The sequence below is a fragment of the Ideonella dechloratans genome (assembly GCF_021049305.1).
Lineage (GTDB): Bacteria > Pseudomonadota > Gammaproteobacteria > Burkholderiales > Burkholderiaceae_C > Ideonella > Ideonella dechloratans.
This window is the reverse complement of sequence record NZ_CP088081.1, coordinates 850,685-870,065: the sequence shown is the minus strand read 5'-3', so window position 1 is coordinate 870,065 and position 19,381 is coordinate 850,685. Positions and strand designations below refer to the sequence as shown.

Annotated in this window: 21 protein-coding genes; 7 read left to right on the top strand and 14 right to left on the bottom strand. The window is 68.8% G+C overall.

Annotated features, from left to right (window positions below):
* Positions 1–8: 8 nt before the first annotated feature.
* The 3 genes from LRM40_RS04035 to LRM40_RS04025 are packed head-to-tail and all read right to left on the bottom strand — an operon-like array spanning position 9 to position 3,521.
* Positions 9–317 (bottom strand): polyhydroxyalkanoic acid system family protein, encoded by a 309-nt coding sequence (locus LRM40_RS04035; protein WP_151122765.1) that lies wholly within the window; start codon positions 315–317, stop codon positions 9–11.
* Position 318: 1 nt separating this feature from the next.
* Positions 319–1,458 carry an aminopeptidase gene (locus tag LRM40_RS04030; RefSeq protein ID WP_151122763.1) on the bottom strand — a complete coding sequence of 380 codons (1,140 nt, stop codon included), beginning with the start codon at positions 1,456–1,458 and terminating at the stop codon, positions 319–321.
* A gap of 14 nt (positions 1,459–1,472) precedes the next feature.
* A complete protein-coding gene (locus LRM40_RS04025; RefSeq protein WP_151122761.1) occupies positions 1,473–3,521 on the bottom strand; it encodes a molybdopterin-containing oxidoreductase family protein in 2,049 nt (682 codons plus the stop codon).
* Between the two features lie 123 nt (positions 3,522–3,644).
* On the opposite strand from LRM40_RS04025, the gene LRM40_RS04020 reads away from it, so the two are divergent.
* Both LRM40_RS04020 and LRM40_RS04015 read left to right on the top strand, forming a co-directional pair.
* On the top strand, positions 3,645–4,784 hold the full coding sequence (locus tag LRM40_RS04020; protein WP_151122759.1) for an ABC transporter substrate-binding protein: 1,140 nt from the start codon (positions 3,645–3,647) through the stop codon (positions 4,782–4,784).
* A gap of 42 nt (positions 4,785–4,826) precedes the next feature.
* Positions 4,827–6,032 (top strand): M20 aminoacylase family protein, encoded by a 1,206-nt coding sequence (locus tag LRM40_RS04015; RefSeq protein WP_151122757.1) that lies wholly within the window; start codon positions 4,827–4,829, stop codon positions 6,030–6,032.
* 18 nt (positions 6,033–6,050) lie between these two features.
* Here LRM40_RS04015 and LRM40_RS04010 read toward each other — a convergent pair whose 3' ends face one another.
* Positions 6,051–6,416 (bottom strand): hypothetical protein, encoded by a 366-nt coding sequence (locus tag LRM40_RS04010; RefSeq protein ID WP_151122755.1) that lies wholly within the window; start codon positions 6,414–6,416, stop codon positions 6,051–6,053.
* Positions 6,417–6,684: 268 nt separating this feature from the next.
* Between LRM40_RS04010 and LRM40_RS04005 the strand changes: the two genes are divergently transcribed.
* Genes LRM40_RS04005 through LRM40_RS03995 form a run of 3 tightly spaced genes read left to right on the top strand, consistent with a single transcriptional unit; the run spans position 6,685 to position 8,878 of the window.
* Positions 6,685–7,269 (top strand): isochorismatase family protein, encoded by a 585-nt coding sequence (locus LRM40_RS04005; protein WP_151122753.1) that lies wholly within the window; start codon positions 6,685–6,687, stop codon positions 7,267–7,269.
* Positions 7,266–7,904, top strand: coding sequence for a GlxA family transcriptional regulator (locus LRM40_RS04000; RefSeq protein WP_151122751.1), 639 nt, complete (start codon positions 7,266–7,268; stop codon positions 7,902–7,904). Before LRM40_RS04005 ends, LRM40_RS04000 begins: the two co-directional genes overlap by 4 nt.
* The gene (locus LRM40_RS03995) at positions 7,901–8,878 is read left to right on the top strand and encodes a GlxA family transcriptional regulator (RefSeq protein WP_151122750.1); all 978 of its coding nucleotides are present in this window, start codon (positions 7,901–7,903) and stop codon (positions 8,876–8,878) included. Before LRM40_RS04000 ends, LRM40_RS03995 begins: the two co-directional genes overlap by 4 nt.
* Here the strand turns inward: LRM40_RS03995 and LRM40_RS03990 are convergent.
* From LRM40_RS03990 to tal, 4 genes are read right to left on the bottom strand one after another with little or no spacing between them, the layout of a single operon-like run.
* The gene (locus LRM40_RS03990) at positions 8,829–9,524 is read right to left on the bottom strand and encodes an HAD family hydrolase (protein ID WP_151122748.1); all 696 of its coding nucleotides are present in this window, start codon (positions 9,522–9,524) and stop codon (positions 8,829–8,831) included. The two genes, LRM40_RS03995 and LRM40_RS03990, sit on opposite strands and share 50 nt — an antisense overlap.
* Positions 9,511–10,323 carry a glycoside hydrolase family protein gene (locus LRM40_RS03985; protein WP_151122746.1) on the bottom strand — a complete coding sequence of 271 codons (813 nt, stop codon included), beginning with the start codon at positions 10,321–10,323 and terminating at the stop codon, positions 9,511–9,513. The genes LRM40_RS03990 and LRM40_RS03985 overlap by 14 nt, the downstream gene beginning before the upstream one ends.
* 30 nt (positions 10,324–10,353) lie before the next feature.
* On the bottom strand, positions 10,354–11,949 hold the full coding sequence (pgi, locus tag LRM40_RS03980) for a glucose-6-phosphate isomerase (protein WP_151122744.1): 1,596 nt from the start codon (positions 11,947–11,949) through the stop codon (positions 10,354–10,356).
* A 1-nt stretch (position 11,950) separates the two neighbouring features.
* Positions 11,951–12,898 carry a transaldolase gene (tal, locus tag LRM40_RS03975; protein ID WP_151122742.1) on the bottom strand — a complete coding sequence of 316 codons (948 nt, stop codon included), beginning with the start codon at positions 12,896–12,898 and terminating at the stop codon, positions 11,951–11,953.
* Positions 12,899–13,075: 177 nt separating this feature from the next.
* Here tal and zwf point away from each other — a divergent pair, with 177 nt between their 5' ends.
* Together zwf and LRM40_RS03965 are read left to right on the top strand one after the other, a co-directional pair.
* Positions 13,076–14,521: a glucose-6-phosphate dehydrogenase gene (gene zwf, locus LRM40_RS03970; RefSeq protein ID WP_151122740.1), complete on the top strand. Its 1,446-nt coding sequence runs from the start codon at positions 13,076–13,078 to the stop codon at positions 14,519–14,521.
* A 45-nt stretch (positions 14,522–14,566) separates the two neighbouring features.
* Positions 14,567–15,433, top strand: a complete 867-nt coding sequence (locus LRM40_RS03965; protein ID WP_151122738.1) for a MurR/RpiR family transcriptional regulator — start codon at positions 14,567–14,569, stop codon at positions 15,431–15,433.
* On the opposite strand, the gene LRM40_RS03960 is transcribed toward LRM40_RS03965, so the two are convergent.
* From LRM40_RS03960 to LRM40_RS03935, 6 genes are all read right to left on the bottom strand, one after another.
* Positions 15,415–15,705: an STAS domain-containing protein gene (locus LRM40_RS03960; protein WP_151122736.1), complete on the bottom strand. Its 291-nt coding sequence runs from the start codon at positions 15,703–15,705 to the stop codon at positions 15,415–15,417. The genes LRM40_RS03965 and LRM40_RS03960 overlap by 19 nt on opposite strands.
* Position 15,706: 1 nt before the next feature.
* Positions 15,707–16,342: an MlaC/ttg2D family ABC transporter substrate-binding protein gene (locus LRM40_RS03955; protein WP_231067716.1), complete on the bottom strand. Its 636-nt coding sequence runs from the start codon at positions 16,340–16,342 to the stop codon at positions 15,707–15,709.
* A 101-nt stretch (positions 16,343–16,443) separates the two neighbouring features.
* Entirely contained in the window at positions 16,444–17,223 is a 780-nt protein-coding gene (locus LRM40_RS03950; protein ID WP_231067715.1) for an MlaA family lipoprotein, read from the bottom strand.
* Positions 17,220–17,708, bottom strand: coding sequence for an outer membrane lipid asymmetry maintenance protein MlaD (gene mlaD, locus LRM40_RS03945; RefSeq protein ID WP_151122732.1), 489 nt, complete (start codon positions 17,706–17,708; stop codon positions 17,220–17,222). The genes LRM40_RS03950 and mlaD overlap by 4 nt, the downstream gene beginning before the upstream one ends.
* Positions 17,709–17,736: 28 nt before the next feature.
* A complete protein-coding gene (mlaE, locus tag LRM40_RS03940) occupies positions 17,737–18,519 on the bottom strand; it encodes a lipid asymmetry maintenance ABC transporter permease subunit MlaE (protein ID WP_151122730.1) in 783 nt (260 codons plus the stop codon).
* Positions 18,516–19,325, bottom strand: a complete 810-nt coding sequence (locus LRM40_RS03935) for an ABC transporter ATP-binding protein (RefSeq protein ID WP_231067714.1) — start codon at positions 19,323–19,325, stop codon at positions 18,516–18,518. The genes mlaE and LRM40_RS03935 overlap by 4 nt, the downstream gene beginning before the upstream one ends.
* Positions 19,326–19,381: the final 56 nt, after the last annotated feature.

Sequence of the window (19,381 nt, the reverse complement as noted above, 5' to 3'; positions counted from 1 at the left end):
TGGCCGGCTCAGGCCTTCTTTGCGGAGGCCTTGGCCAGGGCCTCGTCCAGCATCCGGGCGGTCTCCGCCTCGATCTTGCCGGCAAAGGCCTTGAACAGCAGGCCCAGCTGGGCCTGCAGGTCGAAGCGGTCCGCAGTCACGGTCAGCGTGCCCTTGACGCCCGAGCGGTTGAACTCGATCACGTCGCAGTCGCTGCCGCGCTGCACGGTGCAGCGCATGTCCAGCTTCTTCTCGGCGTAGCCGGCCCAGTCCTGGGCCACCTGCCGGGCCCGCTCCAGGCCCAGTTGGTGGTCGCGGTGCATCTTCAGATCGGACATGTCATGGCTCCTTGGAGGTGGCGGCAGAGGCGGCGGCGGCCGGCATGAGGGCTTGCAGCGCCCGTTCGCGCTCCGGCTTGGGCTGGTCGGCCAGCCGCTGCACGGCGGCATAGAAACGGGGGAAATTCTCCCCCTCCTGCAGGAAGAGGGCCTGGAAGGCCGGCACCCACTGCAGGTAGGCCCCCAGCACCCCCAACGAGGCGTTGTTGGCCTGGGAAAAGAAGCGGTCGTAGCCGGCAAAGCCCTGCCAGGGGCCGTCGCGCAGCGCGGCGTAGTCGGCCCGCATCTGCGCGAACAGCGCCGCCTTGCGCTGGCGCTTGGCCTCGTCGCCCAGCGGGCTGGCGTACAGCGCCAGCAGGGCCGCCCGCGTGCGGCCGGTCAGGGCACGGAAGTCCTGGCGCCGCTGCTCCAGCGCCGCGTACTCGCGCCGGGCGGCCTCATCACCAAAGCGGTTCAACCAGCGCTGGGCCCCAATCTGCTCCACCGTGGTGGCAAAGCTCTCGTTAAAGGCGGTGTCGCCCGCGGCATAGACCACCTGGTGCGACAGCTCGTGGAAGATCAGCCGGGCCAGCTCGCCTTCGGGCCAGCGGATGAAGGTGTTGAGCAGCGGGTCGCCCCCCAGCCAGTTGCTCATGCCCAGCGTGGAGTATGCCGGCACCGGGTAGACGCTGACCTCCAGCCCCTCGGTGCGCAGGGCGTCGCCAGCGGTCTGGGCCGCCGCCTCGTCGAAGTAGCCGCGGTAGCCCACGCAGCCCACCACCGGGAAACACCAGGTCTGCAGGGTGAGCGAGAGCTCGGGCGCCGCCACCACGTTCCACACCGCCGCACCGCGGTGCAGGTCGGCATAGCGGCGGTAACTGCGGTTGTCCGGCAGGTCCAGCTCCTGGATGGCGAAGTCGCGCATGCGCTGGCTCAGCTGCAGGCGCTCGCGCAAGGCGGCATCGGTCTGCGGGTCCTGCACCCAGTCGTTCACCGGCCGGGCGCTGTGCAGCAGGCTGAGGTGCCCGCCCGCCGACTGCCAGAGGTAGCCCACCGAACTGCAGCCCGAGGTCAGGCACAGCGTCCCCAGGCTCAAGAGCAGAACGCCCAGGCCGGAGCCGCCCACCCAGGCGACCCAGCGCGCCAAGCGTCGCCACGTCATCCTCCAGGCCTCCCTCACAGGGGCGCCACCTCCACCAGGCAGTCGTAGAAGCAGGGGGCCTCGCCCAGGTCGGTCAGGCGCTGGTGGGTCAGTTGGTTGACGTTGGTGCCGTTGCGGCCCAGCTTGCGCCACCACACGCCCAGGCCGTTGACCACGCCCGGACGGGCGCGCGGGCTGACACGGGCCACGCAGTGGTACTCGCCCCGGTCATTGAAGACCCGCACCGGCTGGCCGTCGACCAGACCGCGGGCCTGGGCATCGGCATCGCAGATCTCCAGCAGCGGCTCGCCTTCGATGTCCCGCAGGCTCTTGACGTTGACGAAGGTGGAGTTGAGGAAGTTGCGGGACGGCGGCGAGATCATGGCCAGTGGGTAGCGCTGCGCCAGGGCCGGGTCGCGCTCGGCGCTCTCATGGTTGGGCACGTGGTCGGGCAGCGGCAGGCAGGGTGCGCAGGCGCGGGCCTTGCCGCTGGCGGTGAAGAAGCGCCCCTCGGCGAACGGCGCCTCGGGCACCGGCAGCTTGAGCCAGCCCACGCGGCGCAGCTCGTCGAAGTCCACCTCGAAGGCCTGGCGCGCCAGGCTCAGGTCGTCGTCCTGGAAGCAGGGTTCGTCAAAGCCCATGCGCGCGGCCAGCTGGCGGAAGATCTCGGCGTTGGAGCGGGCCTGCCCGGCCGGCGGCAGCGCCGGCTCGTTGATCAGCAGGTAGGTGTGGCCGTAGCTGGCGTGCACGTCCCAGTGTTCCAGCTGGGTGGTGGCGGGCAGCACGTAGTCGGCGTGGTCCGCGGTGTCGGTCAGGAAGTGCTCCAGCACCACGGTGAACAGGTCCTCGCGGCGGAAGCCCGCCACCACCTTGGCCGACTCGGGCGCCACCGCCACCGGGTTGCTGTTGTAGACGATCAGTGCCTCGATCCTCGGCCCGAAGGCGGGCGAGGCCTCGCGCAGCAGATCGTCGCCGATGGTGCTCATGTTGATGCTGCGCGGCTGGCGGCCGGCCAGCAGGTCCGGGCGCTCCAGCGCCCGGTTGCGGAAGGGCTTGTTCCAGCCGGAGGCGGACAGCAGCAGGCCCCCGGCCCGGTGGCGCCAGGCCCCCACCAGACAGGGCAGCAGCGCGATCAGCCGGGCGGCATTGCCACCGCCAGCCACCCGCTGCATGCCGTAGTTCAGACGGATGGCCGCCGGGGCCGTGGTGCCGTAATCGCGCGCCAGGCCGCGGACCTCGTCGGCGCTGATGCCGCAGACCTCGGCCGCGCGCTCCGGAGGCCACCGCAGCGCGCGTTCGCGCAGCTCGGGCCAGCCTTCCACGTGCTGAGTCAGGTAGTCGTGGTCCAGCCAGTCGTTCACCACGAGTTCGTGCATCAGGCCCAGGGCCAGGGCGCTGTCGGTGCCGGGCCGCAGGGCGATGTGCTGGTGGCACTTCTCGGCCGTCTCGGTGCGGCGCGGATCGATGGCGATCAGCTTGGCGCCGGCCCGCTTGGCCGCCTGGGCATAGGTCCAGAAGTGCAGATTGGAGGCGATGGAGTTGCTGCCCCAGATCAGGATGAGGCGACTCTCGGCGAAGTGTTCCAGGTGCATGCCCACGGTGGCGCCGTAGGTCAGTGCCAGCCCGGTGGCGCCGGCTTCGGCGCAGATGGTGCGGTTGAGCTGCGAGGCCCCGAGACGGTGGAAGAAGCGGCCGGCCATGGCCTCGCCCTGCACGAAGCCCATGGTGCCCGCATAGCTGTAGGGCAGGATGGCCTGCGGGTCACGCGCGGCGATGGCCTTCAGGCGCGCAGCGATGTCGTCCAGGGCCTCGTCCCAGCCCACCGGTTCGAACTGCCCGGAACCCTTGGGCCCGACGCGGCGCAGCGGCTGCAGCACCCGCTCGGGGTGGCTGTTGCGCTCGGCGTAGCGGGACACCTTGGTGCACAAGGCCCCGTGGGTGGTGGGGTGATCGGGTTCGCCTTGCAGGCGGATCAGGCGCTCGCCCTCGACCGTCACGCGGATGGCGCAGGTGTCGGGGCAGTCATGGGGGCAGGCCGCGTGGATCACACGCGTGGTGGCCGAGGGATCACGGGTCGGGGTCATCCCGGCATGATGTCACAGCCGGTCACACAAGGCCGCGCTTGCCAGTCCCCCGGCCCGCCAAGAAAGCCTGACCTTTTGCAACAATCGGTCAGCCCCTGTGGGGCATCACGTTCAGGGAAGTTCATGCACGCAGTCAAACGCCGTACCCTTCTTCAACACAGTGCCGCGCTGGGGCTGGCCGCCACCCTGCCCCTTGGTGCGCGCGCCCAGGCCCGGGAGGGCCGCATCGTGCTGGGTCAGTCGGCCGCACTCACCGGACCCGCCGCCCAGCTGGGCCTGCAGTTCAACCGCGGTGCGCGCCTGGTCTTCGACCGGGTCAACGCCAACGGAGGCGTGGGCGGTGCACAGATCGAGCTCAAGGCATTGGATGACGGCTACGAGCCGGACCGCTGCCGCGCCAACACCGAGCGATTCCTGGCCGAGGACGTGTTCGCCCTGTTCGGCTATGTGGGCACGCCCACCACCCTGGCCGCCCTGCCCCTGGTGACCGCCGCCAAGGTGCCGCTGATCGCCCCGCTGACCGGCGCGATGGGCCTGCGGGTGCCCTTCAACCGCAACGTCTTCCACATCCGCGCCTCCTACGAGGACGAGACGGCGCTCATCGTCAAGCACCTCACCCAGCTGGGCCTGAAGAAGATCGGCGTGTTCCGGCAGAACGACAGCTACGGTCAGGCCGGCCTGGACGGGGTGACCAAGGCCCTGCAGCAGCGTCAGCTGACGCCGCTGGCGGTGGGCACAGTGGAGCGCAACAGCAGCGATGTGGCCGCTGCGGTCAAGGCCCTGGTGGCCGCCCGCCCCGACGCCATCGTGCTGATCAGCGCCTACACCAGTTGTGCGGCGTTCATCCGCGCCGCCCGCCAGGCCGGCTACGGCGGCACCTTCTTCAACGTGTCCTTCGTCGGCACGCAGGCCCTGTCCGATGCCCTGGGCCGCGAAGCCCTGGGGGTGATGGTCACCCAGGTGGTGCCCAGTCCCTTCTCCACCACCAGCGGCGTCGTGCGCGATTACCTTGCCGCCCTCAAGGCGGCCGACCCCAAGCTCAAACCCAACTACACCAGCCTGGAGGGCTACATCGCTGCGCGGGTGCTGGTGGACGGCCTCAACCGCGGGGGCCGCGGGCGAGACGGCCTGATCAGCAGCCTGGAGGGGCTGGGCTCCCTGCAAATGGGGGGCTTCCCCCTGAGCTTCAGCGCCCGGGACCATGTCGGGTCCCATTTCGTGGAAGTCACCATGCTCACTGGGGATGGCGGCGTGCGCACCTGAGGGGCGCGCGGCTAAGATCCTCGACCCGACCCGGAGATTCGCATGACCCTGCTGGCTGACCTCCAAGCGCAGGCGGACGACTTCGTCGCGCTGCGACGTGACATCCACGCCCACCCCGAGCTCTGCTTCGAGGAGCATCGCACGGCCGAACTGGTGGCACGGCAGCTGGAGAGCTGGGGCATCGAGGTGCACCGGGGGCTGGGCCGCACCGGGGTGGTGGGCATCCTGCGACGCGGCAGCAGCACGCGCACGCTGGGTCTGCGGGCCGACATGGATGCCCTGCCCATCACCGAGCACAACACCTTCGCCCATGCCAGCCGGCACCCGGGCAAGATGCACGCCTGCGGCCACGACGGCCACACCACCATGCTGCTGGCGGCGGCCCGCCACCTGTCCCAGCACGGTCGCTTTGACGGCGCGGTCTATTTCGTCTTTCAACCGGCCGAGGAGGGCGGCGGCGGCGCCCGCGAGATGATCGCCGATGGCCTGTTCGAGCGCTTCCCGATGGAGGCCATCTTCGGTCTGCACAATTGGCCGGGCATCCCCAGTGGCCATTTCGCCGTCTGCAAGGGGCCGATCATGGCCTCCAGCAACGAGTTCCGCATCGTGATCCGCGGCAAGGGGGCCCACGCCGCCCTGCCGCATCTGGGCATCGACCCGGTGCCGGTGGCCTGCCAGATGGTGCAGGCCTTCCAGACCATCGTGACGCGCAACAAGAAGCCGCTGGACACCGCCGTGATCTCGGTGACGATGATCCACACCGGCGAGGCGTCCAACGTGGTGCCCGACCACTGCGAGATCCAAGGCACGGTGCGCACCTTCTCGACCGGTGTGCTGGACCTGATCGAGCGCCGCATGGGCGAGATCGCCGAGCACACCGCCGCCGCCTTCGGTGCGACGGCCGAGTTCCATTTCCACCGCAACTACCCGCCCACCATCAACCACGACCGCGAGGTGACCTTCCTGCGCGACGTGATGCGCGAGGTGGCCGGCCCGGACCGCACGCTGGAGATGGAGCCGGCCATGACGGCCGAGGACTTCAGCTTCTTCCTCGAGAAGAAGCCCGGGGCCTACTTCATGATCGGCAACGGCAGCGGCGAGCACCGCGCCCCCCACGACGGGTCGGCGCGGCAGATCGGGCCGTGCACGCTGCACAACCCGCACTACGACTTCAACGACGCGCTGATCCCTCAGGGCGCCGCGCTGTGGGTGCGGCTCACCGAGCGCTGGATGGCCAGCGCCGAGTGAGTCGATCCGCCCTCAGCCTCAGGCCATCACGTCGACGGAACCGGCTGTGGTGGCCATGCTTTCGGCGCCCGGCGGCACCGGGTCGCTCACCGGCGGCAGCGGCCGTTGGCCGGAGCGCAGCTCCTTGATCGCGTCGGCGGCAATCGCCTTGGCCCCCTGGACGTCGCCCTGGGCCAGGGCCTTGCCGACCTGCGCAAACGCGCCATCGGGATTCCAGGTGGCGTTGGGCGGCGGGTTCTTCAGGATGTCCTTGTAAGCATCCTTGGCGGCGTCCAGATCCCCCTGGCGCAGGGCCTTGCCCAGTTGGTGGAATTGCTTGGCGGTATTGGCCGCACTGCCGGACGACCAATCCACAGCGCCACTGCTGACGGCAGAAACAGACATGTGAACTCCCTTGTGGGCGACAGCCGGCCCGACCTCCGGACCTGTCTCACTGCGCCTGCCGCCATGGTGGGAGAGAAACCATTTGCACAAAGGCGGAAACAACGGTGACATCACCGCAGAGTTTTGCCGGCGGCTCCCCCGCCGCGGCGAGGAAGCGCCGGCGGCCTCGATGTCCTGAAATGACCGCATGATGTCCCGACACGGCCTGTGGAACACCGCTGGCTCTGGGCAAGATGCCGATCACCGTTTCTCATTCAAGGTGATCTTCATGTCCTCTCCTGACACCGCCGTGCTGCTCATCGATGTCCAGGCCTCCTTCACCGCCCGGCCCTACTGGTCCCGCGCCGAGCTGCCGGCCTACCTGGACGCCACCACCCGCCTGCTGACCGGCGCACAGGCCGCCGGACTGCCCATCGTCCAGGTCTTCCACACCGATGGCCCCGACCGGGCCGACAACCCTTTCGCGCACGCCAGCGGCCTGGTGCGTCCCCTGCCCGGCCTGCCCGCCTTCGACGCCGCGCGGGTGGTGGAGAAGCACCGCCACAGCGCCCTGGTCGGCACGGGGCTGGGCGACTGGCTGCGTGAACAGGGACTGCGTCGGCTGATCGTGGCCGGCATCCGCACCGAGCAATGCTGCGAGACGACCACCCGCCACGCCAGCGACGAGGGCTGGGAGGTGGACTACGTGACGGAAGCCACCCTGACCTTCGACATGGTGAGCCCCGCCGGCAACGTGGTGACCGCCGCGCAACTGCGCGAGCGAACCGAGACCGTGCTGGCCGGCCGCTTCGCCACCGTCTGTACCATCGCGCAGGCCCTGGAGCGGGCCACTGCCGTGGCGCAGGCGACATGAAGCCCGGCGACCGCCCCACCGACGTCCTGCTGCTGATGTTCGACGAGGTCGAACTGCTGGACTTCGCGGGCCCCTACGAGGTGTTCACCACGGCCAACCGGCTGGCCCGGCGTGATGCGCCCTCGGCTGACGCCGCCCACATGCCCGTTCCGCCCTTCCGTCTGCGCACGGCCTCCCCCGATGGCCGGCCCGTGCGGGCCCGGGCCGGCCTGGGTCTGCAGCCGGATCTGGCCCTGCACGATGCGGCAGCGCCCGATCTGCTGATCGTGCCCGGCGGTGTGGTGGACCGGCTGCAGCAGGACCCGGTCTTCCTCGCCACGCTGGCCCGCCTCGGCCGCGACGCCGGCCGGGTGGCCTCCATCTGCACGGGCGCCTTCCTGCTGGCCGATGCCGGCCTGCTGCGGAACGCCGAAGCCACCACCCACTGGGAGGATCTGGAGGCCCTGGGCCGGCGGCACCCGCAACTGCGGCTGCGACCGGACAGGCGCTGGGTGGACACCGGCCGGGTGCTCAGCTCCGCCGGCATCGCGGCAGGCCTGGACCTGAGCCTGCACCTGGTGCGACGATGCGCCGGCGTGGAACTGGCGCAACGCACCGCCCGCCAGCTGGACTACCCATGGGATCCGACCGAATGAGACTGCCCGCCGGCCCGGTGAACCTCTGGTTCCTGGTGCTGCCCGACACCTTGCTGCTGGACCTGGCCGGGCCAGCGGAAGCCTTCCGCCTGGCCAACCAGCACCTGGCCCGGCGGGGCCTGCCGCCGGCCTTCGCGCTGCATTTCATCAGCCCGGAACCAGAAACCCTCAGTTCGGTGGGCCTGCCCCTGGCAGGGCTGATGCCCCTGCCCGCTGCACTGCCCCCTGACAGCTGGGTCTGGCTGCTGGGACGCCCCGGTGAGGCATCGAAGGTGATCCGTCCCGAGCCGGCCTGGCTGTCGGCGCGGGACTGGCTGAACCTGACCCTGGCGCCGCTGCTGCAGGCCAACCCGAGCCCATGCCGACTGCTGACCGTCTGCTCAGGCGCCCTGCTGGCGGCCGACGCCGGCCTGCTGGCGCACCGCGAGGCCACGACCCACCATGAGCTGCTGGACGAACTGGCCCGGCTGGCGCCGGGCTGCAAGGTGCAGGGCAACCGCGTCTTCGTGCAGGATGGGCCGGTCTGGAGCAGCGCAGGCGTCACCGCAGGCATCGACCTGGCCCTGCACCTGGTTGCCGAAGTGCTTGGCGAAGGACCGGCTTCGGCGGTGGCACAGGTGATGGTGGTGTTCCACCGCCGGGGCCAGCAGGACCCGGAGCGCTCGCCGCTGCTGGCGGGACGGCGGCACCTGCACCCGGCCGTTCATGCCGTGCAGAACGCGGTGGTCGAGGCGCCGGGCGAGGACTGGAGCCTGGAGCGCATGGCGTCGGTGGCCCATGTCACCCCGCGCCATCTGACGCGCCTGTTCCAGCAGCATGCCGGCGTGTCGCCCCGCCAGCACGTCGAGCAGGTGCGTCTGGCCCTGGCCCGCGAGGCCCATGGCAGCGGGATGAGCCGGGATCGGGCCGCCGATCTGGCCGGCTTCAGTTCGACTCGGCAGTGGCGTCGGGCACGGACACGCCAGGCAGACTGAACCCCTTGCCCTTCAGGTCCAGCGCCAGACGCGCCGCAGACGTGAAGTGCAGTGCCGGCAGCCCGAGCTGGGCGGCAGCCTGGATGTTCTCCACATGGTCATCGATGAACAGGGCCTCCTGGGCCGCCACGCCGAAGCGGGCCAGCGCCAGACGGAAGATGTCCAGCCCCGGCTTGCCGGTCTTCACCCGGGCCGAGAACACCCCGTCCTCGAACCAGGCGAGGAAGTCGTGGTGCTGCTCCAGGTGGCGGGCATAGGGCTCCGGCATGTTCGAGAGGAAGAACAGCCGATGCCCCGCGGTCTTGAGGGCCCGCAGGATGGCCACGGTCTCCTGCTGCGGCATCAGCTCCGCAGGCACCGCCTCGATCACCGCCTGCACCTCCTGCCGGCTCAGACCGGTGCGAGCCGCAATGCGATCGCGACATTCCTCAGCACTGATCAGGCCGCTGTCGAAGGCCCCCCAGTCCCCTTGGTAGGCCTGGAAAAACTGTCGCTTCCAGTGTTCGGCCTCTTCACCCGAATGGATGTGCTGAGGAAGCACCCGGGCCAGCAGATCGGCCGGCCTCCAGCGGAACAGCACCCCGCCGAAGTCGAAGATCAGGTGCGGGCGAAGTGGCCCTGCGTGAACCCGTTCAGAAGCTGGCATACAGGCGTCCGAGGGGGGTGAGTGCACCACGACTGTCCACCAGTCGCGAAGTGCGTACCGCCTCCTTGCCACTCCCACGCCCCGCACCAAACCAAGCATAGCGCTCCACATAGGAGCGCTTCTCCAGCTCGGGAATCACCACCTTCATGAAGGCCATCACTTGCTCCTCGGAGTAACGGTTGGTACCCGCTTCGCGGGCACTCCAGTCGGCCACAGCAAACTCGGTGATCCAGATCGGCTTGCGGTAGTGCTTGTAAGCCGCGTCCAATCGCTGCAAAAACTTCTGAGGATCCGGAGGACCATAGATGTGAATGGCGACAAAGTCCGTGCGCAGATTGGACGCCTTGGCGCTCCTTTCAAAACTCAACGCCCAGCCCCCCAGGGGGGCAGACGTGGCGGGTGAGCTGATCCGGGTACCCAACTGACTGAGGACCGGCCAGGCCGCTACAGCGTCCTGGACCGACATGTTGGACTGTCCGACCTGATCGGGCTCATTGAGCGCCAGCAGCTCGGGCGCCACAGGCTTGCCTTGCAGCGCAGAGATCTGGCTGTCGAGCCAGCGCCCCCCCCACACCATGGGCACGAACTTGGCGGACACGGGATCGGCCATCGGCTGCGGGGTCCAGGTGTAGTACCAGCTCACCTTGAGGGCCTGCAACTGGGATGCACCGTTGCGATCCTTCAGGCCGACGCCACGCTTTTCGCTGGCCATGGCCAGTCCCACCGCCAATGCCATGGCCAAGCCCAGCAGGAGCTTCAGGCCGGCTCGGGCCGTCGGTCTTGTCAGCAGCACATCCATGGTTCCTCCTGTGATACCCGCTTGGGGAGATCAGTCCCGCAAGCGCTGCAGCAAGCCGGCCGTCGAGCCGTCCAGACCCTGGACATCGCCGCTGGCCAAGCGCGGCAGCAGCTGGTTGCACAAGGCCTTGCCGAGTTCAACGCCCCATTGGTCGAAGCTGTTGACGCCCCACAGCGCGCCGCTGGTGAAGACGCGGTGCTCGTACAAGGCGATCAGGGCCCCCAGGGCGCGGGGCGTCAGCTCGTCCAGCAGCAGCGTGGTGCTGGGCCGGTTGCCAGGGAAGCTGCGCTGCTGCGCCAGCACCTGCGGGTCCAGGTCGGGCGAGGCGGTCGGCGCCCGCTCGGTGGCGGCCTGGGCGGCCGTCTTGCCCAGCATCAGGGCCTGGCTCTGGGCCAGGCAGTTGGCCAGCAGCTTGGTGTGCAGGTCGGTGTGCTCGTGCGTGGGCCGCTTGACCGCGATGAACTCCACCGGCACCACGTCCGTACCCTGGTGCAGCATCTGAAAGTAGGCATGCTGGCCGTTGGTGCCCGGCTCGCCCCAGACCACGGGGCTGGTGGCCACCGTCAGGGGGCGGCCCAGGGCGTCCACCTGCTTGCCGTTGGACTCCATCTCCAGCTGCTGCAGGTAGGCTGGCAGCCTGCGCAGGCCCTGGTGATAGGGCGCGACCGAGCGGCTGCTGAAGCCGAGGAAGTTGCGGTACCAGACGTCCAGCAGCCCCAATTGCACGGGCAGGTTCTGGGCCAGCGGAGCCTCGGCGAAGTGGCGGTCCATCGCGTGGGCGCCGGCCAGCAGGGCCCGGAAGTTCTCGGCCCCGATGGCGATGGCGATGGGCAGGCCGATGGCGCTCCACAGCGAGAAGCGCCCCCCGACCCAGTCCCAGAAGCCGAAGGTGCGGTGGATGCCGAACTCGGCGGCGGCGTCCAGGTTGGTCGTCACCCCCACGAAGTGCCGGCCCAGGTCGGTGCCCCCCTGCGCCAGGAACCAGGCCCGGGCCACCTGTGCATTGGCCATGGTCTCCTGGGTGGTGAAGGTCTTGGAGGCGACGATGAAGAGCGTGCGGGCCGGGTCCAGCCGACGCAGCACCGGGGTGATGTCATGCCCGTCGACGTTGGAGACGAAATGCAGGCGCAGGCCCGGGTGGCACCAGGCGTCCAGCGCCGGCACGGCCATCTGCGGGCCCAGGTCGGAACCGCCGATGCCGATGTTGACCACGTCGGTGAAGCCGCTGCTGGCGGTGTCGCGCACCTGCTCGGCATAGGCCAGGAAGCGGTCGAGCATGTCGTGCACGGTGTCGCTGTGCGGACCGGCCCCTTGCGGTGCACGCAGCGCGGTGTGCAGCACGGCTCGCCCCTCGCTGGTGTTGATCGGCTCGCCGCGCAGCATCGCATCCCGCCGCTCGGCCAGCTGACATTCCTGGGCCAGGGTCAGCAGCAGGGCGCGGGTGGCCTCGCTCCAGCGGTTCTTGGAGAGGTCGGCGAACACCTCCGGTGCCTCGATGCAGAAGCGCTCGAAGCGGTGCGGCTCGCTGGCAAAGGCCTGGCGCAGGTCCAGCGAGCGGCCGCTGTCCTCGAAGTGGCGGCTCAGGGCCGTCCAGGCGGCGGTCTCGTCACAGCGGGGCGCCGGCATCTCAGCTCCCCTGGATCAGCGCATCGAGCTTCACCGCATCGGCGGCGAAGAGGCGGATGCCCTCGGCCAGCTTTTCAGTGGCCATGGCATCCTCGTTGAGAGCCCAACGGAAGCGGGCCTCGTTGAAGGTACAGCCATGGGGCACCTCCGCCGCCTCGGACTGCGGCGAGAGGGCCCGGGTCACCGGCTCCTCGGCAGACTGCAGCTGGGTCAGCAGATCGGGGCTGATGGTCAGCAGATCGCAACCCGCCAGCGCCAGGATCTGCCCGACGTTGCGGAAGCTCGCGCCCATCACCTCGGTGGCGATGCCGTACTTCTTGTAGTAGTGGAAGATCTTGGCCACCGAGCGCACGCCCGGGTCGTTGGCACCGGCCATGCCCGCCTCGTCCCAGGATGCACCCGCCTGCTTCTTGTACCAGTCGTAGATACGGCCGACGAAGGGGCTGATCAGCCGCACGCCGGCATCCCCGCAGGCCACCGCCTGGCAGAAGCTGAACAGCAAGGTGAGGTTGCAGCGGATGCCCTGCTGCTCCAGCGCACGCGCCGCCTGGATGCCTTCCCAGGTGGAGGCGATCTTGATCAGCACGCGGTCGCGGCCGATGCCCGCCGCCTCGTACATGGCGATCAAGCGCTGGGCGCGGGCGATGGTGGCGGCCGTGTCGAAGGACAGGCGGGCATCCACCTCGGTGGAAACGCGTCCGGGCACCACCTTCAGGATTTCCAGGCCGAAGCGCACCAGCACCCGGTCCACCACCTCGTCCAGCGGACGACCCTTGTGCGCGGCCACGGCCTCACTCAGCAGGGGTGCGTACTCGGCCTGCTGTACCGCCTTCAGGATCAGGGACGGATTGGTGGTGGCGTCGCGCGGCGCGTACTGCGCCATTTGCTTGAAGTTACCGGTGTCGGCCACCACGGTGGTGTAGGCCTTGAGTTGTTCGAGCTGATTCATGGTGCGCAAAAGACGTGCAAGGAAAGTGCCACGGCCCGATTAGAACCCGACTTGGTGACGCTCCCTAGGACGTTTTTCCAAGGGCCTCGCCAAGAGGCCCCCGGCCTGCCGCGCATTTGACCCTCCTGACCAAGTCATGCATGATCTTTTGAAGTAACAAAATTACCGGCCGACAGCATGTCCTTCGACCTGGTCTTCTTCGGCGGCACCGGCGACCTCACCTGGCGCAAGCTGATGCCCGCCCTCTTCCAGGCCTTCCGGCACGGCAAGCTGCCCGAGGGCGGCCGCATCCTGGCCGTGGCCCGGGACGACCGCAGCGACGAGGCCTACCGGGAGTTCATCCATGACCGCTTTGCCGAGGTCGAGAGCTCCAAGCGCCCCAGCGACGAGGAATTCGCCCGCTTCGCCGCCCTGCTGCACTACCGGCGCATGGACCTGTCCCACCCGGAGGACTACGCCGGCCTGAAGGAATGGCTCGACACCCGAGGCGCCGACACGGTGGTGCTTTACCTGGCCACCAGCCCCTACCTCTTCCCGGTGATCTGTGAGCAATTGGGAGCCGCGGGCCTGAACGGCCCCCAGGTGCGGGTGGTGCTGGAAAAGCCCCTGGGCCACGACCTGGCGAGTGCCCGGGAGATCAACCGCGTGGTGCGCTCGGTGTTCAGTGAACGCCAGGCCTTCCGCATCGACCATTACCTGGGCAAGCCTTCGGTGCAGAACCTGATGGCCTTGCGCTTTGCCAACGCCCTGTTCGAGCCGCTGTGGCGGCGCGAGAGCATCGCCAACATCCAGATCACCCTTGCCGAGTCCATCGGCGTGGGCACGCGGGGCGACTTCTACGACAAGACGGGCGCGCTGCGCGACATGGTGCAGAACCATGCCCTGCAGCTGCTGACGATGATCGCGATGGAGCCGCCGTCCACCAACGACGCCGACGCGATCCGCGACGAGAAGCTCAAGGTGCTGAAATCCCTCAAGCCCTTCACCCCGGAGAGCGTGGCGCGCGACGTGCTGCGGGGCCAGTACAAGGCCGGCAGCGTCGGGGGGCAGGCGGTGCCAGGCTACCTGGACGAGGTGAAAGTCCCCCCCGGCAGCAGCTGCGAAACCTTCGTGGCCCTGCGCACCGAGGTGCAGAACTGGCGCTGGGCCGGTGTCCCCTTCTACCTGCGTACCGGCAAGAGGCTGGCTGCGCGCGACGCACAGATCGTGATCAACTTCCGCGAGGTGCCGCACCCCATCTTCCCAACGGCCTCCCTGCCCAACAAGCTGGTGATCAAGCTGCAGCCCGAGGACGGCCTGGAGCTGCACCTGATGGCGGCCAAGGGCAGCGGGCCCAGCGACCAGCTCTCTCCCGTCCAGCTGGACCTCGACTTCGACCGCGCCTTCCCCAGCGAGCGGGTGGGTGCCTATGAACGCCTGCTGCTGGATGCCATCGCCGGCCGGCTCAACCTCTTCGTGCGCAGCGACGAGCAAGAGCAGGCCTGGCGCTGGGTGGAGCCCATCCTGGACGCCTGGTCCCGCGACGCCACCGGCCTGCGCACCTACGCGGCCGGCAGTTGGGGCCCGGCGGCCGCCAGCGCCCTGGTGGCGCGGGACGGCTTCGCCTGGGCCGAGGAACAATAGGGGGCTGAACGCTCACCTCGGCGTGCACCCCACGCTGCCAGAACCATGCTTGACCGAATCCGGGCCTCGCTGCCCGCCCTGCCGCCGGCCGAACAGCGCGTGGCCGCCCTGCTGCTGAAGGATCCGCGCAGCTTCGCCTCGCTGCCGGTGAGCGCGCTGGCCGAGCGCGCCGAGGTGAGCAAGCCCACCGTCGTGCGCTTCTGCCGCAGCGTGGGCTACGACGGCCTGGCGGATTTCAAGCTCAAGCTGGCGGGCGTGGTCAACGAGGGCGTGCCTTTCGTCCACCGCGCGGTGGACGAGGACGACCGCGCCGCCGAGCTGATCATCAAGGTGGTCGACAACGCGGTCAGCGCGCTGCTCAAGTACCGCAACGCGGCGGCGCCGGCCGCCTGCGAGAAGGCCATCGATGCCCTGACCGATACCGTGCGCCGTCAGCGCCGGCTGGAGTTCTACGGCATGGGCAACTCAGGCATCGTGGCCCAGGACGCCCAGCACAAGTTCTTCCGCCTGGGTGTCAACGCCACGGCCCAGAGCGATGGCCATGTGCAGCTGATGAGCGCCACCATGCTCAGGCCTGGCGACTGCGTGGTGGCGATCAGCAACTCCGGCCGCAGCCGAGACCTGATCGAGGTGGTGGAGGTGGTCCTGCGCAAGGGCGCCACGCTGATCGTCATCACGGCCAGCGGCTCGCCCCTGGCCACCCTCGCCCAATCCCACGGCCAGACCGTGCTGGCGGCCGACCATCCCGAGGATTACGACCGCTACAGCCCGATGGTCTCTCGCCTGCTGCACCTGACCATCGTCGACATCCTGACCACCGGCGTGGCGCTGCGCCTGGGCCAGGCCCTGCGGCCCACGCTGCAGGAGATCAAGCGCAACCTGCGGCTGCGGCGTTACACCGTCGAGGATTGAGCCGGCTGGGCTTGCAAGCCCAGCAGGCTCTCCACCCCGTAGAGACGGGCCAGATCTCCCAACTGGGCCGGTGCGCCCTGCACCACCCAGCGTCGCTCCGGGGCCTGCCGCCGGCAGGCCAGCAGCACGGCCAGCGTGGCGGAATCGACCTGCGTCAGTGCACTGGCGTCGAGCACCAGTTCGGCACCGGTCTCGGCATGGATCTGCGACAACAGGGTATCCCGGACCTGGCGGGCCTCGGACAGCGTGATCTGGGCGGGCAGGCGCAGCATGTCAGCCCTTGGCCGGAGCGGCCTTGTTCTTCTCGACCAGCTTGCCGATCAGACCATCGATGCCGCTGGCATTGATCTCCTGGGCGAAGCTGTTCTTGTACTGCTCGACCAGCCACACCCCGAGTACGTTCACGTCATAGATGCGCCAGCTGTCGCCGTTCTTCTCGAGGCGGTAGTCCAGCTGGATGGGGTCTCCGCGGCCGCGGATCTCGGTGCGCACGACCACCTCGGTGTCGGTGGGCGCTGCGCGCAGGGGCTTGAGGGCCACGGTCTGGTCGCGCACCTGCGACAGGGCACCGGCATAGGTGCGCACCAGCAGGGTCTTGAACTCGTCCTGCAGGCGCTTCTTCTGGTCAGGGGTGGCGGTGCGCCAGTAGCGCCCCACGGCCGAAGCCGTCATGCGCTGGAAGTCGACCACCGGCATCACCTTGGCATCGACCAGGGCGTTGATGCGGCCGATGTCACCGGCCTGGATGGCCTTGTCACCCTTGACCGCATCGATCACCTCGGTCGACAGCTGGCGGATCATCACATCCGGGGCCAGGGTTTCGGCGTGCAGGGTGGGCAGCACCGCCGAGGCGGTCGCGATGGTCAGCACGATGGCGGTACGGGGGAACAGCGGCGTATAGGACGTCATGGATGGCGCTCCTTCTCTTGTCGGTCGGGCATCGGGCCCGTGTGGTTCTTCAACGTTGACGGCGGGGTGAGCGTGCACCGGCCCCATGTGACAAATTGTCGTCAGGGGGTGTCGTCATCGTCCGGCGGGTTGCCGTCGTAGACCTGGCTGCGGCGGCGGGCCAGGTAGGCGTCGCGGATGAAGCTGTAGCGGTCCAGCGCGATCTGATCCAACAGCTGGCTGGCCCCCAGCAGATTGGCCCGGGTGTTGACCACCTTCAGGACAGACACGCCGAGCGTGGCCGAAGTTCCGCTGGTGAGCTGGGTGTCCAGCGATGCGTACATGTCCACCGGCGTGGCGGCGGTGTCGCGCGCGGTCGAGGAGCCCAGCAGTGGCAGAACCACATAGGGCCCGGGCGGCACGCCCCAACGCCCCAGGGTCTGACCGAAGTCCTCGCTGCGGCGCTCCATGCCCAGCTCGGTGGCAGGATCCATCAGCCCCCCGATGCCGAACACCGTGTTGGTGAGCACGCGGAAGGTCATCTCCCCCGCATTGCCAACCTTGCCCTGCAGCAGCTGGTTCACGGCCGACCAGACATCGCCCAGGTTCCCCAGAACGTTCGACACCCCGCTGCGGACCATGCTCGGCACCACCTTCTGGTAGGTTTCGGCCACCGGCTTGAGGACGTTGGCGTCGAGCTTGTCGTTGAACTCGAACACCTTGCGGTTGAGCGGCTCGTAAGGGTCGCGCGGATTCACGGCCGGCTCATCGGTCTCGTCCTCCGGTGCCGAGGCCGCGGCGGTCACCGAAGCGGCCGCCTCCGGCGGCGTCGCCTCGTCCGCCCAGACGGCTGCCGCCGGCAGCCAGGCGGCCAGCAAGAGCGTGCCTGTGCGCAGCATCATTTCTCGCCTCCCGAAGCGGCCGTCCCGGCATCGGCGGCCTTGCTGAACAGCAGTTGACCGATGAGGTTCTCCAGCACCAGGGCCGACTGGGTCTGCTTGATCACATCGCCCGCGGCCAGGTTCTTCTCGTCCGCGCCCGGCTCGATGCCGACGTACTGGTCGCCCAGCAGGCCCGAAGTCAGGATCTTGGCCGAGGAATCCTTGGGGAACTGGACATCCTTGCGCAGTTCCATCGTGACCACCCCCTGGTAGGTCTGAGGATCCAGCGTGATCGAACGCACCCGGCCCACATCCACACCGGCCGAACGCACCGGCGCCCGCGGCTTGAGGCCGCCGATGTTGTCGAAACGGGCCTGCACCACATAGCCATCCCCGCTGCCGGTGAAGCTGGTCAGGTTGGCCGCCTTCATGGCCAGGAAGACCAGCGCCAGCGCACCCAGCACCACGAACAGGCCCACCAGGATCTCTGTACTCTTCTTGTTCATCTCGTTTCTCTCGTCGTCGGACCGCAGTTCAATGCGTCCGGAACATCAGTGCGGTCAGCACGAAGTCCGTGGCCAGCACCAGCAGGGAGGAAATCACCACCCCCCGGGTCGTCGCATAGGACACGCCCCCGGGCGTGGCCACCGCTTCATAACCCTGGTACAGCGCCACGAAGGTGCAGATCACGCCGAACACCGCGGCCTTGACCATGCCGTTGCCCACGTCGTGCCAAACGTCCACCTGGGACTGCATGGCCGACCAGAAGTTGCCCTCGTCCACCCCGATCAGCCAGACGGCCACCACATAAGCGCCGAGGATGCCAATGGCGCAGAACAATGCCGCCAGCAGGGGCATGGCGACCACGCCCCCCAGGAACCGGGGCGCCAGCACCCGCGAGCGCGGGTCCACGGCCATCATCTCCATGGCCGAGAGCTGCTCGCCGGCCTTCATCAGGCCGATCTCGGCGGTCAGCGAGGTGCCGGCCCGCCCGGCGAACAACAGAGCGGCCACCACCGGCCCCAGTTCCCGCACCAGAGAAAGGTTGATCACCAGCCCCAGGGAACTGGTGGCGCCATAGGTGCTGAGCACGTAGTAGAGCTGCAGCGCGAGCACGAAACCCACCGCCGCACCGGAGGCACAGATGATGGCCAGCGATCGGTTGCCGATGGCATGGATCTGGGTCACCACCAGGCCGAACCGGCGCAGGGCCGCCGGGGAATGGCGCAGCAGATCGAGAAAGAAGTAGGCCGCGTGGCCCAGCGAGCGCACCCAGCTGAGCGTGGCCTCGCCAATGCGTCGAAGCAGTTCGATCATGGGGTCAGCCCCAGGTCCAGGGCCAGCGGGTCGGCCGGGTAATGGAAGCGCACCGGACCGTCGGGTTCTCCCCGGATGAACTGGCGCACCTCGGGATCGTCCGAGGCGTTCAGCTCGGCCGGCGTGCCGCTGGCCACCACCCGCCCCTGCGAGGACAGCAGGTAGACATGGTCGGCGATCGCAAAGCTCTCCTGCACATCGTGCGAGACCAGCAGCGTCGTGGCCCCGGTGGCGTCATTGAGCTGTCGCACCAGATTGGCGGTGACGCCCATCGAGATCGGATCGAGCCCGGTGAAGGGCTCGTCGTACATGATGACCTCCGGATCGAGTGCGACGGTGCGGGCCAGCGCGATGCGTCGGGCCATGCCGCCGGAGATCTCGTTGATCTTCAGGCGTGCCGCACCGCGCAGGCCCACGGCCTGCAGTTTCATCAGCACGATGTCGCGGATCATGTCCTCGGGCAGGTCGGTGTGCTCGCGCAGCGGAAAGGCCACGTTGTCGAACACGTCCAGGTCGGTGAAGAGCGCACCGAACTGGAACAGCAGGCCCATGCGACGGCGCAGGCGGTAGAGCTGCGCGCGGTCCTGGGCGTTCACCACCTCGCCACCGAAGCGGATCTCGCCCGCCAGGACGGGAAACATGCCACCGATCAGGCGCAGCAGCGTGGTCTTGCCGCAGCCGGAGCCCCCCAGGATGGCGGTGACCTTGCCACGCGGGAAGCTCAGCGACACATCGTTCAGGATGGTCCTGCCGCCCGCCTCGTAGGCGAAGGTGACGTGGTCGATCTCGATCAGGTTGTCAGACAAATGCCAGTGCGACCCACCGGGGCCGGTACCTTGGTTGACACAGAAGAAGGCCCGGT